This is a genomic window from Streptomyces ipomoeae 91-03, assembly GCF_000317595.1.
In the GTDB taxonomy this organism is placed as follows: domain Bacteria; phylum Actinomycetota; class Actinomycetes; order Streptomycetales; family Streptomycetaceae; genus Streptomyces; species Streptomyces ipomoeae.
Window position 1 is genome coordinate 39455 of the sequence record NZ_AEJC01000250.1, and the last position, 14388, is coordinate 53842.

Annotated in this window: 8 protein-coding genes; 7 read left to right on the plus strand and 1 reads right to left on the minus strand. The window is 70.7% G+C overall.

Annotated features, from left to right (window positions below):
• Positions 1-14: 14 nt before the first annotated feature.
• From galE to STRIP9103_RS16360, 4 genes are all read left to right on the plus strand, one after another.
• Positions 15-1097: a UDP-glucose 4-epimerase GalE gene (gene galE / locus STRIP9103_RS16345; RefSeq protein ID WP_048820386.1), complete on the plus strand. Its 1083-nt coding sequence runs from the start codon at positions 15-17 to the stop codon at positions 1095-1097.
• Entirely contained in the window at positions 1088-2410 is a 1323-nt protein-coding gene (locus tag STRIP9103_RS16350; protein ID WP_009313002.1) for a UDP-glucose dehydrogenase family protein, read from the plus strand. Before galE ends, STRIP9103_RS16350 begins: the two co-directional genes overlap by 10 nt.
• Positions 2407-3375 (plus strand): UDP-glucuronic acid decarboxylase family protein, encoded by a 969-nt coding sequence (locus tag STRIP9103_RS16355; RefSeq protein WP_009313007.1) that lies wholly within the window; start codon positions 2407-2409, stop codon positions 3373-3375. Before STRIP9103_RS16350 ends, STRIP9103_RS16355 begins: the two co-directional genes overlap by 4 nt.
• 354 nt (positions 3376-3729) lie before the next feature.
• Entirely contained in the window at positions 3730-5589 is a 1860-nt protein-coding gene (locus tag STRIP9103_RS16360; RefSeq protein ID WP_009312996.1) for a glycoside hydrolase family 15 protein, read from the plus strand.
• Here the strand turns inward: STRIP9103_RS16360 and STRIP9103_RS16365 are convergent.
• Positions 5516-6706, minus strand: a complete 1191-nt coding sequence (locus STRIP9103_RS16365) for an MFS transporter (protein WP_048820387.1) — start codon at positions 6704-6706, stop codon at positions 5516-5518. The two genes, STRIP9103_RS16360 and STRIP9103_RS16365, sit on opposite strands and share 74 nt — an antisense overlap.
• A gap of 315 nt (positions 6707-7021) precedes the next feature.
• Here STRIP9103_RS16365 and STRIP9103_RS16370 point away from each other — a divergent pair, with 315 nt between their 5' ends.
• From STRIP9103_RS16370 to STRIP9103_RS16380, 3 genes are all read left to right on the plus strand, one after another.
• Positions 7022-10177, plus strand: a complete 3156-nt coding sequence (locus tag STRIP9103_RS16370) for a putative bifunctional diguanylate cyclase/phosphodiesterase (protein WP_009313024.1) — start codon at positions 7022-7024, stop codon at positions 10175-10177.
• A gap of 112 nt (positions 10178-10289) precedes the next feature.
• A complete protein-coding gene (locus STRIP9103_RS16375; RefSeq protein ID WP_009312990.1) occupies positions 10290-13568 on the plus strand; it encodes an amino acid adenylation domain-containing protein in 3279 nt (1092 codons plus the stop codon).
• Positions 13568-14356, plus strand: a complete 789-nt coding sequence (locus STRIP9103_RS16380; RefSeq protein WP_100243926.1) for a leucyl/phenylalanyl-tRNA--protein transferase — start codon at positions 13568-13570, stop codon at positions 14354-14356. Before STRIP9103_RS16375 ends, STRIP9103_RS16380 begins: the two co-directional genes overlap by 1 nt.
• The last annotated feature ends 32 nt before the right edge of the window (positions 14357-14388 follow it).

Below are 14388 nucleotides of genomic sequence, written 5' to 3' on the forward strand. Positions count from 1 at the left end.
CGTCCAGATCCCGAATGAGCGCACCATCGACCGTCCTCGTCACCGGCGGGGCGGGCTTCATCGGCAGCCATGCCTGCGTCGACCTGCTCGACCACGGATACGAGGTGATCGTGGTCGACGACCACTCCCACAGCACGCCCCAGGCCCTCGCCCGGGTGGAACGGATCACCGGCCGCCCCCTCAGCGCCGCCTATGAGCTGGACATTCGTGATCGGAACGCTCTCTCAGCCGTGTTCGATCGGCACGTCGTGGACGCGGTGGTGCACTTCGCCGCGTACAAGGCCGTCGGCGAGTCGACTCGGATGCCCATCCAGTACTACGACATCAACGTCGGCGGTACGACCGCCCTGTTGTCGCAGATGCGGAAACACCACGTTCACCGGCTGGTGTTCTCCTCCTCCTGCTCCCTCTACGGTGACGCCGACGGCGGCCTCCTCGACGAGTCGGCTCCCGCCCGGCCGGCCAATCCGTACGCGAACTCCAAGTGGCTGTGCGAGCAGATCCTCGCGGACGTCTGCCGACACTGGCCGGAACTGTCGGTTTCATGCCTGCGGTACTTCAACCCGGCCGGCGCCCATCCCAGCGGACTCCTGGGTGAGAACCCGCTCGGCACGCCCGACAACCTCATGCCGTACGTGGCACAGGTGGCCGTCGGCAGGCGGGAGCGGCTGCGGGTGTTCGGCGGCGACTATCCCACCCCCGACGGCACCGCGATCCGCGACTACCTCCACGTCATGGACACCGCGGAAGCCCACCGGATGGCCCTCGACCGTCTTGCCGGTGAACCCGGCATGCGGCTGTTCAACCTCGGTACGGGTACCGGCAGTTCGGTACTGGACGTGGTCGCCGCGTTCAGGGCGGCGAGCGGCCGGGCGATCCCGTACGAGATCGTCGGGCGCCGCCCCGGTGACGTGCCCGAACTGGTCGCCGACGCGGGCGCTGTCGCCCGGGCCTGGGGGTGGCGTCCCGCACGGGACCTCGCGGCGATGTGCCGTGATGCCTGGCGCTTCCAGCAACTCAACCCCAACGGCTACCCCGGGTCGGAGCAGGAGATCGAACCGGAGATCCAGAACAAAGGAGTGACCTCATGCGGATGACAGTCATCGGCACCGGATACGTGGGAACGGTGCATGCCGCGTGCATGGCGGACCTCGGCCACGAGGTCCTCGGAATCGACATCGATCCGGAGCGCATCGCCTCCCTGTCGGCCGGACGCCCCCCGGTGCACGAGGAGGGACTGGGGCGACTGCTCGCCCGGGCGACCGCGTCCGGACGGCTGCGTTTCACGACGTCGCTGGCCGAAGGCGCCCACTTCGCCCAGGTCCACTTCGTGTGTGTGGGCACGCCGCAGCGGCCCGACGGCTGGGCGGCGGACCTCCGCCACGTCGACGCCGTGGTCGACGAACTCGTTCCCCACCTGCGCCCCGGAAGTCTGGTGGTGGGCAAGTCGACGGTTCCGGTCGGCACCGCGGCTCGGCTCGGCCGACGGGTCATGACGGCCGCGCCCGGCTGCGAGGTGGCATGGAATCCCGAGTTCCTGCGCGAGGGCTCGGCGGTGCGGGACACCATGCGCCCGGAGCGGCTCGTCGTCGGTGTCGCCTCACAGCGTGCCGATGCGATTCTCCGCGCTGTGTACCGCCCCATGATCCGGGCGGGCGTACCGTACTTCAGCACCGACCCGCCCACCGCGGAGCTGGTGAAGGTGGCGGCGAACTCCTTCCTCGCCACCAAGATCTCCTTCATCAACGCGATGTCCGAGGTGTGCGAAGCGGCGGGCGCCGACCCGATGCTCCTGGCCCGCGCCATCGGGGCGGACTCGCGCATCGGCCCGCTGTTCCTCGAACCCGGGCTCGGCTACGGCGGCAGCTGCTTCCCCAAGGACATCCGCGCCTTCGCGGCACGTGCCGAGGAGATCGGAGCCGGCGCGGCGGTGGCGTTCCTGCACGAGGTCGACCGGATCAACACGAGGCAGCGGCACCGTACGGTCGACCTGGCGAAGCGCCTGCTCGGCGGCTCGTTCAGGGACCGTCACATCGGAGTGCTCGGCGCGGCCTTCAAGCCGGGCAGTGACGATGTGCGCGACTCGCCGGCGCTGGGTGTGGCGGCGGCGGCCCACGACCAGGGCGCGGACGTCCGCGTCCACGACCCGCAGGCCCTGGACAACGCATGTGCGGCCTTCCCCCGACTGGCCTACGCGGTGGACGTCTCCAAGGCCTGCGAGGACGCGGATCTGGTCCTGCATCTCACACCCTGGCCGGAGTACCGCTCGGTCGATCCGGCGGCGCTGGCCGCGGTGGTACGTCGCCCGCAGGTGCTCGATGCCCGCAACGCGCTCGACGGGGAGTCCTGGCGCGCCGCCGGCTGGACCGTGCACATGCTGGGCCGCTCAGCCGGACGGAGCGCGTCATGAGGGCCGTGGTGACCGGCGGCAGCGGATTCCTCGGCTCCCACATGTGCGAGGCGCTCCTGCGACGCGGAGACATGGTCTGGTGCCTGGACAACCACAGCACCGGCGAGGCGCGGAACGTCGCCCACCTGGTCGGCCATCCCCGGTTCACGCTCGTACGCTCGGACGTGACCGCGCCGTTCGACGTGCCGGGGCCGGTGGACGCGGTGGTCCACCTCGCCAGCCCCGCCTCGCCTCCCGACTACGGGCGCATGCCCCTGGAGACACTGTCGGCGGGCAGTCGCGGCACGGAGAACTGTCTGTTGCTGGCGCTGCGCCGAAGGGCGCGCTTCCTGCTCGCCTCCACCAGCGAGGTGTACGGCGATCCAGCCGTGCACCCGCAGCCCGAGGGCTACTGGGGCAACGTCAATCCGGTGGGGCCACGCAGTGTGTACGACGAGGCCAAGCGATACGCGGAGGCCCTCACCACGGCCTACCGGAACAGTCGGGGAGTCGACACGGGCATCGTGCGGATCTTCAACACGTACGGGCCCCGGATGCGCCCCCATGACGGGCGTGTCGTCTCCACCTTCGTCCGGCAGGCGCTGGTGGGCGCACCGCTGACCGTGTACGGCGACGGCAGTCAGACGCGCAGCTTCTGCTACGTCGACGATCTGGTCCGTGGTCTGACGGCCATGCTCGACTCTCCGCACCCAGGGCCGGTCAACCTCGGCAACCCCGCCGAGTACACCGTCCGTCGACTGGCCACGCTCGTCCTGGAGGTCACGGGTTCGCCGTCGGCCATCGACCACCGGCCCCTGCCCGTCGACGACCCCACCCGTCGGCGACCGGACATCGGCAAGGCCCGGAGCCTGCTCGGTTGGGCGCCCGAGGTCCCTCTGGAGACGGGACTGCGTCGCACGGCGGCCTGGTTCACGCGATCCGTCGCGCCGGCCTTCCGGGACATCGACGAGCGTGTGGAGGCCTGATGGCCATGCCCTCCGAAGGCCTGACGGCGATGCGTTCCAGGGCAACCAGTACCACGCGACACGCCAGGGGCGTGTCGGGTCGCGGGCGTCGGGGACGAGCGCCGACCCCTGCCTGAGGGGCGGGGCGCTGCCCGGCATCACCTCGCCCACGAATGCCAAGCCGATCGTGCCGCGTTGCCCACACGAAGGCCTCGACCTTCGCTCCCTGTTCGGCGTGAATCCGGGGCTCTTCGACTACTTCGGACACCGGATCACCACCCCACCCGTGGTGGGGGCCGCCCAGCCCTGAGCCGCCGGGAGGGCCATCAAGGACGGAACGCCCCATGAAATGACGGGAGGACGGCGACAACGGTCATGAGCGCACCCATTGAGGACTACGCACTCATCAGCGACATGGAAACCGCCGCCATGGTGGGCCGCGACGGCTCGATCGACTGGCTGTGCCTGCCCTGCTTCGACTCGGAGGCCTGCCTGGCCGCGCTCCTGGGCACGGCGGACAACGGCTTCTGGCGCATCGCCCCGATCGCCGCACCGGACCCCTGTTCCCGCCGCGCCTACCGGTCCGGCACGCTGGTCCTGGACACCTGGTGGGAGACCGCCGAGGGAACGGTACGGGTCACCGATTTCATGCCGCCCCGTGTCGAACTGCCGTGCATCGTCCGTGTGATCGAGGGCCTGTCGGGTGCCGTGCCCGTGCGCAGTGAACTGCGCCTGCGTTTCCACCACGGCCGTGTGGTGCCCTGGATCCGCAACACCGACGGCCGCACCGTCGCGGTCGCCGGACCGGATGCCGTGTGGCTGGGCGTCGACGGTCCGGCGCGCGCCCTCGGCCGGGAGGGCCCCACGGTCCTGGACTTCACCGTCCCGGCCGGCCGACGGGTCGCCCTCACCCTGGTCTGGGCGCCCTCGCACCGTCCCGGGCCGCCCGCGGAGGTGGGCGTCCCGGCGGAGACGACGCTGAAGGAGACCAGCGATTTCTGGCGGTGCTGGGCGGGCAGATGCCGCTACACGGGGCCGTGGCGGGACGCCGTGGTGCGCTCCCTGATCACGCTGAAGGCGCTCACCTACGCGCCCACGGGCGGCATCGTCGCCGCACCGACCACCTCGCTTCCCGGGCGCATCGGAGGCGACCGCAACTGGGACTACCGGCACTGCTGGCTGCGCGACTCCACACTCACCTTGTCCTGCCTGCTGCGCAGCGGCTACCGGGACGAGGCGTGGGCCTGGCTGGACTGGCTGGTGCGGGCCGTCGCGGGCGATCCGGCCGATCTGCAGACCGTGTACGGCCTCAGGGGGCAGCGGCAGCTGCCGGAGACCGAGGCGCCCTGGCTGCCGGGCTACGAGGGATCACAGCCGGTGCGGTTCGGGAACTCCGCGGTCGGCTACTTCCAACTGGACGTCTACGGCGAGGTCATGGACGCGCTGCTGCTGTCCCTGCGGGCCGGCATCCCCATGCCGGCCCATGTGTGGGACCTGGTCGAGGCGCTCATGGGCTTCCTGCAGCGGCACTGGCGGGAACCCGACCAGGGGCTGTGGCAGGTGCGGGGGCCGCGGCGACAGTTCGTCCACTCCAAGGTCATGGTGTGGGTGGCCGCCGACCGAGCCCTGCGCATGGGTGAGCTGCTGGGCCGCAACGGATCCGCGGCCGGATGGCGGGCGCTGCGGGACGAGGTGCGTCAGCAGGTCCTCCGCCAGGGCTGGGACGCCGAACAGCGGTCCTTCGTGCAATCGTACGGCTCGACCGACCTGGACGCCTCCGCTCTGCTGATGCCCCGGCTCGGCTTCCTGCCCGCCCGGGATCCGAGGGTGCGGTGCACCGTCCGGGGGATGCGCCGACTGGCCCGCGGCGGCCTTGTGCGGCGGTACGCACCGGACGGCGACAACGTGGACGGCATGCACGGGCGCGAGGGCGCGTTCCTGGCGTGCTCCCTGTGGTACGTCGACGCCCTCGCCGCCACCGGCCACGTCGAACAGGCCAGGGAGACCTTCGAGCGGGTCCTCGCCGTCCGCAACGACGTCGGACTGCTGTCGGAGCAGTGGGATCCGGACACCGGACGCCAACTGGGCAACGCCCCCCAGGCCTTCAGTCACATCGCTCTGGCGGAGACGGCGTTCGCCCTGTCCTCGGCACCGGGCGCTCTCACCGCGTGCTCGCGCGGGTCAGCCGTGGCAGGGCGAGGGACACCGTCGAGGCGGCGAGCAGGGCGGCCGTGAACGGCACCCAGTAGCCGGCCGCGGCACCCGCGGTGTCGACCATCCACCCGGACAGGGCGTAGCCCAGGGCCACCCCGACGGAGAGGCCCGAGACGATCCAGGTGATGGTCTCGGTGAGCTGGGCGGCCGGTGCCAGCCGGCCCACCAGCCCCATCATGGTGATCAGGACCGGTGCGACGGACATGCCCGCCACGAAGAGCATTCCCGCCAGCACCGCGAGACCCGGCGAGAACAACAACGGCGCCGTCGTCACCGCCATCGCGCAGACGCCGACCAGCAACCGCCGCGTGATCGCCCCCCGCGGCCCGATCGCGCCGAAGACCGCGCCCGCCAGCCCGGAACCGAGCGCGTACACACCCAGCAGCAGGCCGGAGAGTGCCTTGTGGTGGTGCGCGTCGGCGAACGCCACCGTCACGACCTCCACCGAGCCGTAGGACGCGCCCACCGACATCGCCGTCAGCACCAGCAGGCCGAGTCCCGGGATGCGCAGCGCGCTGCCCCCGATCCATGGCGGCCTGGGCCGAACGGGCGGTTCCGTGCGCCGCTGGGCGGCGAACAGCAGGACACCGACGGCGAGCAGGACCGCGGCCGCCAGCGGTCCGGCCTCGGCGCCGCCCCTGGTCGACAGCGTGATCGCCAGGGCCGGGCCGATGACGTACACCACCTCGTCGAGCACCGACTCCAGCGAGTACGCGGTGTGCAGCAGCCGCGGTGACTCCCGGTGGATCTCCGCCCAGCGGGACCGGACGAGCGCACCCATGCTGGGCATGCAGCCCGCCACCGCCGCCGCGACGTACAGCGTCCAGTCCGGGGCGGCGTACCGGGCGCACAGGAGCAGCGCACAGATGGCGGCGACCGTCACCGCCGTCGCCGGGAGGACGACCCGGCGCTGGCCGAGGCGGTCGACCAGCCGGGAGATCTGCGGCCCGATCGCCGCGGCGGCGAGCGCCTGCGTGGCGGAGACCGACCCGGCGAGCCGGTACTCGCCGCCGAGCCGCGACAGCATGGTGACGATGCCGACGCCGATCATCGACTGCGGCAGACGTGCGATGAAGCCCGCGGCGGAGAAGAGCAGACTGCCTGCGGGCGAGAAGATCCGGCGGTAGTCGGAGAGCATGGGACTCCACGCTCTGTCAGGAACCGGTCGTCGCTGGACGGTTCGGCTCGGTTTCCGCGTCCCCGGCTGTCACGGCCTCCTTTGTTCCCGCATATCACGTCCGCCATATTCCCGCACGGCGTGGGAGGCTGCGACGCGATGCCGTACCTCTGCGTCCATCTCTCCGTCCACATGCGAGAAATGGCAAGCCGGGTAACCTGGATGAAGACATGTCGATGTCCGGCGAGAAGGAGCTCGCACACCGCGGCCGCGTATACCGGCGATCCTGTTCCAGGCGAACCAGGTCAATTACCGGCCCTCGCAGGAGGTGTTGGGGTGAACGCCCGACCGCGAAGCCAGACGGCGATGGTCGTCATCAGCGCATGCGTCGTCGTGTTGACCGCGTTCTACTACGCGTTTCCGGGACAGCGGCTGATCTTCGTCGCCATTGGAGCGACAGGTGTCTTCGGTATTCTTCTGGGTGTCTTTCTCAATCAGCCGGCGCATCGATTTCCCTGGCTGTTGCTCGCCGCGGGAAACCTCGCCTTCGCCGCGGGCCAGGCCGCCCAGATCATCCTCATCGAGTTGTCTCGCGACATGGTCCCGTTCCCGTCGGTCGCCGACGGTTTCTATCTCGCGGCATATCCGCTCTACGCGGCCGGACTGCTGGGCTTCGTGCACTGGCGCACGAGTTGGCGCGACCGCGCGATCCTCATCGACGCGCTCACCCTGACCGTCGGCCTGGCGCTGCTGTCGTGGCTCTACCTCATCGAGCCCTACGCCCGCGCCGAGGATCTCACCTGGGTGCAGAAGGTGTTCTCCATCGCCTATCCGCTCGGCGACGTCCTCGTCCTGGCGATGCTGCTGCGCCTGCTCGTCGGCCGTGGCGGCAAGAACCGCTCGCTCATGCTCCTCACCGTGGGCACCGTCGGCCTGCTCGCCGCGGACGTGGCGTACGGCCTGATACAGCTGAACGGGACCTGGAGCACGGGCACCGCGGTCGATCTCGGCTGGGCGGTCCTGTACGGAGCCTGGGCGGCTGCCGCGCTCGATCCGTCCATGCGGTCGATGACCGAGCCGCTGGCATGGCCCGCCGAGACCGGCACGGGCCGGCTGAGCCTGCTCACCCTGGCCTCGCTGATCGCGCCGGTCATCCTCCTGGTGGACGCGGTGCGCGGCGTGGACACCGACGTCGGAGTCATCGGGGTGTTCTCCGCGGTGCTCTTTCTCCTCGTGCTCTACCGCCTGGCGGGCGTGGTGGTGATCTACCGGCGGGCGGTCGGCCGCGAGAAGGCGCTGCGCACCGCGGTGTCGTCGCTGGGCGGGGCGGGTGATCTGTGGGATGTGGCCACCGCCGTCGACTCCGCGGTGACGGAGTTGATGACGCACGGCCCGGCGCGTTCCGCGCTGCTCACCCTGCAGGACAACAAGCTCTGGGTGAACGGAACGCACGGCGGCGTACACGGACCACTGACCGCGCCGGGGGCGGCGGCCGTACGGGAACTGGCCGCGACCGGCACGAACCGCCTGGTGACCCTCGACGGCGTGGGGCTCGACCTCGCCGCCCACCTCACGGACCCGGAGGAGGGGCCGACCCATGTCGGCCACGCGCTGGTCTGCCCGCTCATCTCGCAGGACCACCCCTCGGGCGATCCGCAGCTCGGGGTCCTGATCGTGGCCGGGGACGAACAGGACCTGCTCGTGCTCCGCGAGACGCTGGCCACCCTCGCCGCGCAGACGGCACTCGCCGTGACGCGACTCGCCCTCGCCGAGGAGATCAACCAGCGCAACAGCGAGGCGTACTTCCGCACGCTGGTGCAGAACGCCTCCGACGTCATCCTGATCCTCGACGACGCCGACCGGATCCGTTACGCCAGCCCCTCCGCCGACCAACTGCTCGGCGTTCCGGACCTGGAGGGCACCCACCTCATCGATCTGGTGCCGCCGCAGGACAGCCGTACGGTGGCCGAGACGCTCGGCCGGATACGCAGCCGTGAGTACCAGACCAGACGTGACCACTGGCGCATGGTCCGCACCGACCGGGCGACCATCGAGGTCGAGGTGAGGTGGAGCGACCTGCGCGAGGAGGCGACCGTCGGCGGAGTGGTGCTCACTCTGCGGGACGTGACCGACCAGCGCAAACTCGAACGTGAACTCACCCACCAGGCGTTCCACGACTCCCTCACTGGCCTGGCCAACCGCCTGCTCTTCCAGGAGCGGGTCAACCACGCCCTGGTGCAGGCTCAGCGGGACGGCACGGTGGTCGGCGTGATCTTCCTCGACGTGGACGACTTCAAGGTCGTCAACGACATACACGGCCACGGTGTGGGCGACGAACTCCTGGTCGCGCTGTCACTCCGGCTGCAGACGACCGTCCGTGCCTCCGACACCGCGGCGCGCATCGGCGGCGACGAGTTCGCGCTCCTGGTGGAGGGCGCCGTCACCCCGACGGGCGTGGAGCGGATCACCGAACACCTGATGACCGTGTTCGCCGAGCCGTTCCGGCTCAGTGTGGGGCCGGTGAGCACGTACGCCAGCGTCGGCGTCGCGACGACGGAGGACAGCATCGACTCCGTCGAACTGCTCACACACGCCGACCTCGCCCTCTACGCGGCGAAGACGGCGGGCAAGCGTCGGTGGCGCCGTTACCACCCGGAGCTGCAGCGGGGCATGGCCGAGCGGGCCAACTTGCTGGAGGGCCTGGACAGTTCGTCGATCGAGACGTCGTTCACGGTGCTCTACCAGCCCATCGTGGAACTGGTCAGCGGGCGGATCGCCGGCTTCGAGGCGCTCGTCCGCTGGCCCCACTCCACACGTGGCATGGTGCTGCCGGAGCAGTTCATCACGCTGGCCGAGGAGAGCGGGCAGATCGTCCCGCTCGGCGCCTGGGTGCTCGACCAGGCCGCGGCCGAGGCCGTCCGGTGGGAGGACTCCGTGCTGCGCGACGGGACGGCCGACCGCACCGCACCCTACGTCAGCGTGAACGTGTCGCCACGTCAGTTCCGGGACGACGAGTTCCACAGCGTGATCCGGCGGGCCCTGGAACTCTCCGGCATCGAACCGTCGTCTCTCGTACTGGAACTGACCGAGAGCGTGCTGATGTACAACGACGAACGCGTTCTGGCCGAGATGACCTCGCTCAACGACCTCGGGATCCGTATCGCGATCGACGACTTCGGAACGGGCTACTCGTCGCTGAGTTATCTGCGTGAGTTCCCGATCTCGATACTCAAGATCGACAAGTCGTTCGTCGACGAACTCGGACGCTCCTCCGAGCAGTACGCCTTGGTCGAGGGGATCACACATCTCGCGGAGACGCTCGGTCTCACGGTGATCGCCGAAGGAGTGGAGGAGGTGCGGCAGCAGGAGCTGCTGATCGAGATGGGCTGCCGACTGGGCCAGGGGTACCTCTTCGCGGAGCCGGTCAGCGCCGAGGAGGCGGAGCACCTCGTCCTCGCGCCGCCGCTCGGTCGTCTGGCAGGAACGCCCTGAGCGCCCGCGGAAAGGAAGCGATGATGGTGGCGGCCCTCTCCCGCGAGGGCGCGGGCCGTGCTGCGCAGGACGTCGCGTGAGGCAGGACGTCGCGTGAGGCAGGAGGCCCGAGGTGACGGAACCTGATGACCCATCGGCAGAGTCGGCGGCGCCGTGCGTCGTGTTGCGCAACGACGAGGAGCAGTACGCCATCTGGCCCGCCGAACGCCGGATCCCGGCCGGGTGGCGCCCGATCGGCGCCCCGGCGTCCGCCGCGCGGTGCGGGCGCCTGGTCGACCGTCTGTGGACCGACATGCGCCCCGCGAGCGCCCGCGCCAAGGGGCGGCTCGCCGGATCCGCGCCGAGCACGGTGCCCGACCTGGTCCGGGAGCGGGCGCGGCGTGAGCCGTCCGCTCTCGCCGTGCTCTCGGACGAGGGCCGGCTCAGCTACGCCGAACTGACCGGCCGCGCCGAACGGCTTGCCCACGAGCTGAGGGAATCGGGCGTCGACGCGGAGTCCGTCGTCGGTGTGTGCCTCGACCGAGGGCCCGAACTGGTCGTCGCGCTGCTGGCGGTGCTGAACTCCGGCGGCGCGTTCCTGCCCCTCGACCCGGCGACACCGCGGCAACGGACGGTCGCACTGGTCGGGGAGACCGGTTCACGCCTCATCGTCTCCAGCCGCGAGCACGCCCTGACGTTCGCCGAGTGCGAGGCACGGATCGTCCACGTCGGGTCCGCCAGGGGAGCGGTCACGCGAACACCGCCGGCGAAGCCGCCGCGGGCCCGCGGCCCGCGGCCCGACGACCTCGCCTACGTGATCTACACCTCCGGATCCACCGGACCTCCGAAGGGCGTGATGATCACCCACCGGGCGCTGAGCCACTCCCTCACCGCGGTGGCGCGGGCATACGAACTGGCGCCCGGCGACCGGGTGCTGCACTCCGCGGCGCTCGGCTTCGACACCTCACTGGAACAGATCTTCGCCACGCTGATCAGCGGCGCGACGCTCGTCCTGGCGGGAACCCGGATGTGGGCGCCCACCGACCTGCTGCACCGCCTTCCGGAGCACGGGATCACCGTCGCCGACCTGACCCCCGCCTACTGGCATCGGCTCCTCTCCATCGCGGACCGCGGCGAGAGCCTCGCGTCGCTGAGGCTCGCCATCGTCGGCGGCGAGATCGTCGGCGTGAAGGACTGCCGCGCCCTTCTGCGCCGGATCCCCGGCGCGCGTCTCGTCAACGCCTACGGCCTCACGGAGACGGCCATCACCTCCATGCTCTGCGAACTGAACGAGGAGGTGCTCGCCGCGCCGGACACCGCCGTCGCCCCGGTCGGCAGGCCCTTGGCGGGCAGCCACGTCCATCTGCTCGACGCCGAACTGCGCCCGGTGCCGCCGGGCGAGCGCGGTGAGATCTACATCGGCGGGCCGGTGCTGGCACGCGGTATCTGGCGGCAACCCGCCCTGACCGCACAGCAGTTCACAGCCGACCCGCACGGCTCCGCGCCGGACCGCATGTATCGCACCGGGGATCTGGGCCGCCGGCGCTCGGACGGCAACCTGGAAGTCCTGGGCCGTGTCGACGACCAGATGAAGATCCGCGGGTTCCGGGTCGACCCCGCCGAGATCGAGGCCGCGCTCGTCTCCCGCCCGGAGGTCGGCGAGGCGATGGTGGTGGCCCGGTTGCGCGACAACGGCGACCGGGACATCGTCGCCTACTACACGCCGACCGCGTCGTCGGCCGGCGACGACACGGTGCTGCCGACCCGGCTGCGGTCGGCGCTCGCCGAGGTCCTGCCCGGCTACATGATCCCGGCGGCCTTCCACACGGTGGAGCGGCTGCCCGTCACGCCCGGCGGCAAACTCGACCGCAGGGCCGTACCGGAACTCAAGGCCACGGCGACGACGGGCGGCACCGACGACCGTCCGGTGCCGCAGGGGATGGCCCAGCTGTGGAGCCAGATCCTGGACGTGGACTACGTCCGTCCCCACGACGACTTCTTCGAACTGGGCGGCAACTCGCTGCTGGCCATGGAGATGCTCGCCCGCACCCGCGTCGTCTTCGGTATCGGCGTCACCCAGATTCGCGACCTGACCCGTTCCCTGCTGCGGTATCCGACGCTCGCCGCGTTCGCCGAGTCCGTGCGCCAGGCACGCGCGGGCACACTGGCCCACCCGGCCGGCGGAAGCATCGACTTCGCCGCCGAGGCCGACCGGAGCGTTCCGGTGGCAGGCCGTGACGCGCCGGCCCCGGACCCCCGCCACCCCGGCGACGTCCTCCTCACCGGGGCGACGGGGTTCTGCGGGGCGTACATGATCGACGAGCTGCTGCGCAGGACGACGGGACGGATCCTCTGCCTCGTCAGGGCCTCCGACGACCAGCACGGCATGGAGCGGATCCGCGCGAGTCACCAGCGGCACGTCCGCAGCGTTCTGTCCAGCACGCGCGTCCAGCCGGTCGTCGGCGATCTGGGCAAGCCCGGACTGGGACTGTCCCCGAGCCGGTTCGAGGAGCTGGGATCGATCATCGACGCCGTCTACCACTTCGGCGGTCAGGTCAATTTCATCTACCCGTACCACGAGTTGCGCGCGGCCAACGTCGACGGAACCTACGAGATCATCCGCCTCGCCGCCGGCCGGTCCGTCCCCGTCCACTTCACCTCCAGCATGGCGGTGCTCGCCGGATTCGGGCGGGCCGGGGTGCGCGAGGTGACGGAGAGCACGCCGCTTCGCTTCCCCGAGTACCTGTCGGTGGGATACGTGGAGACCAAATGGGTCGCCGAGGCGCTGCTGCGGAAGGCGTCCGACGCGGGCCTGCCGGTCGCCGTCCACCGCCTGATGGACATCACGGGCAGCAGCGGAACCGGCGTGATGAACACCAGCAGCGAGATGGCCGCCCTCATCGACTTCATCGCGCGGACCGGGCTGTGCCCCGACGTCCGGCTGCCGCTCGACTTCCTGCCGGCCGACCACCTCGCCCGCGCGATCGGGCACATCTCCACCCACCGTCCCGCTCACGGCGAGGTCTACCACCTCACCAACCCCCGCCCCACCCTGCTGAGTTCGCTCGCCGAGCGGCTGCGCCGACGCGGTTGCCCGGTCCAGGAGATCCCCTACGGTGAATGGACCGCCGCTCTGGTGAAGCACGCGGCCGGGCACCCCACCGACGCGATCACCCCGTTCGTCCCGCTCTTCGTCGACCGGTGCCACCGCGCCGACATCACGGTGAGTGAGATGTACTTCCTGGACGTTTTCCCGGAGTTCACCGCCGACAACGGGGAACGGGCGCTGAAGGACGCCGGGATCGACGTTCCGCCGGTGGACGCGGAGATGCTGGACCGCTACATCGACTTCCTGCGGCAGCCGGACCATCTCCAGCCGGTGGAGCGCCACGAGCACGGAGCGGCACAGTGATGAGCCGACGCCCCGCCTGGGAGGCGTTGAACGTACTGGAAGCGGCCCACGACGGTCCGGTGGCCTTCTGCGCCGACCTCAGTCCCGCAAGCCTCCTGGCGGCGTACCGCGCCGGGGTCTATCCGTTCCCGGCATCCGACGAGTACACCCGCGCCCTCAACGAGGCGCTCTTCGCCGATCAGGTCCAGGAGGGCCGTATCCGGCTCATGGGCGAGGAATCGGCCGATCCCTACGCCGTCTCCTGGTGGTCGCCCGACCCCAGGCCGGTACTGCCCGTCTCGGCCACACACCTCAGCAGGAGCCTGGCCCGGCGGCTGCGCAACCGGCTGCCGTGGTCGACCAGCCTGGACCGGCGGTTCGAGCAGGTCGTCCGCGCATGCCGGGCCGGCCGCGTCCCGGTGTGGCTCACCGAAGAACTGATCGCCGGCCTGATCCGCCTGCACGATCTGGGGCATGCGCACAGCGTGGAGGTGTGGGAGGACGGCGATCTGGTCGGTGGCGTCTTCGGCCTCGAGATCGGATCGGTCTTCAGCATGGACTCGATGTTCTTCCACCGACCCGGCGCCTCGAAGGTCGCGGTGACCGATCTCGCGGCGCGCTTCGCCGAGGCCGGCGGCATGCTGCTCGACGCTCAGCGGGACAGCCCGCACGTCCGCGACCTGGGCGGCGTTCTCGTACCGAGAGCGCAGTACGTGCGACACCTCCGGTGCGCCGCGCATGACAGGCTTCCGCTGCCTACCGCCATGCTGCCCGCCCGCCGCCTCGTCCAGCCGAGGGGAGCGCGCTGACCGCGTGCGCACGGGTGACACGGTGGTCGCGC